Below are 546 nucleotides of genomic sequence, written 5' to 3'. Positions count from 1 at the left end.
TTATTAATTTCTTTTATGAAAAATTTTTTTTAGATAAAAAAATATGGGATATATTAGATTCAGAAAATAAAGATTATAATAGAAAAAAATTTCATTGTAATTTTTTTAAGGAAAACGATATAAATGTGTGTCCATATTGTGATATTAACTCTATTATTGAGGATGGAAATGTATTTATTGATCATTTTTTACCTAAATCTATATTTCCATTTTTAACAATGAATCCAAATAATATGATAAGTTCATGCAATTCTTGTAATGGTCCATATGGAAAATTAAGGTCTTATATTAAAACAGCAGCATCTCCATATAAAATAAATATTTCAAGTTATATAGATGTAGATATTAATATACAAAAAAATGAAATAATACTTCAAACACATAATGACAATGTTCTAGATTATTTAGAAATGTTAAAATTGATAAAACGTTATAAAGATATAAACATTTATAATTACATATATACTAAAGCAGAATCGTTAATGAATATAAATAATGAAAGTGATATTGATAAAGAATCTGTAAAAAAATATTTACTTCATAAAA

At 19.6% G+C, this 546-nt stretch carries 1 pseudogene; it reads left to right on the top strand.

The features are described from left to right. Positions 1–546 (top strand): annotated as a pseudogene (locus AWT72_RS09860) (hypothetical protein); the annotation flags it as partial.

It is taken from the genome of Oceanivirga salmonicida (genome assembly GCF_001517915.1).
Classification (GTDB): Bacteria; Fusobacteriota; Fusobacteriia; order Fusobacteriales; family Leptotrichiaceae; genus Oceanivirga; species Oceanivirga salmonicida.
Note: the sequence above shows the minus strand (reverse complement) of the source record. Positions and strands in the feature narration are given on the sequence as shown.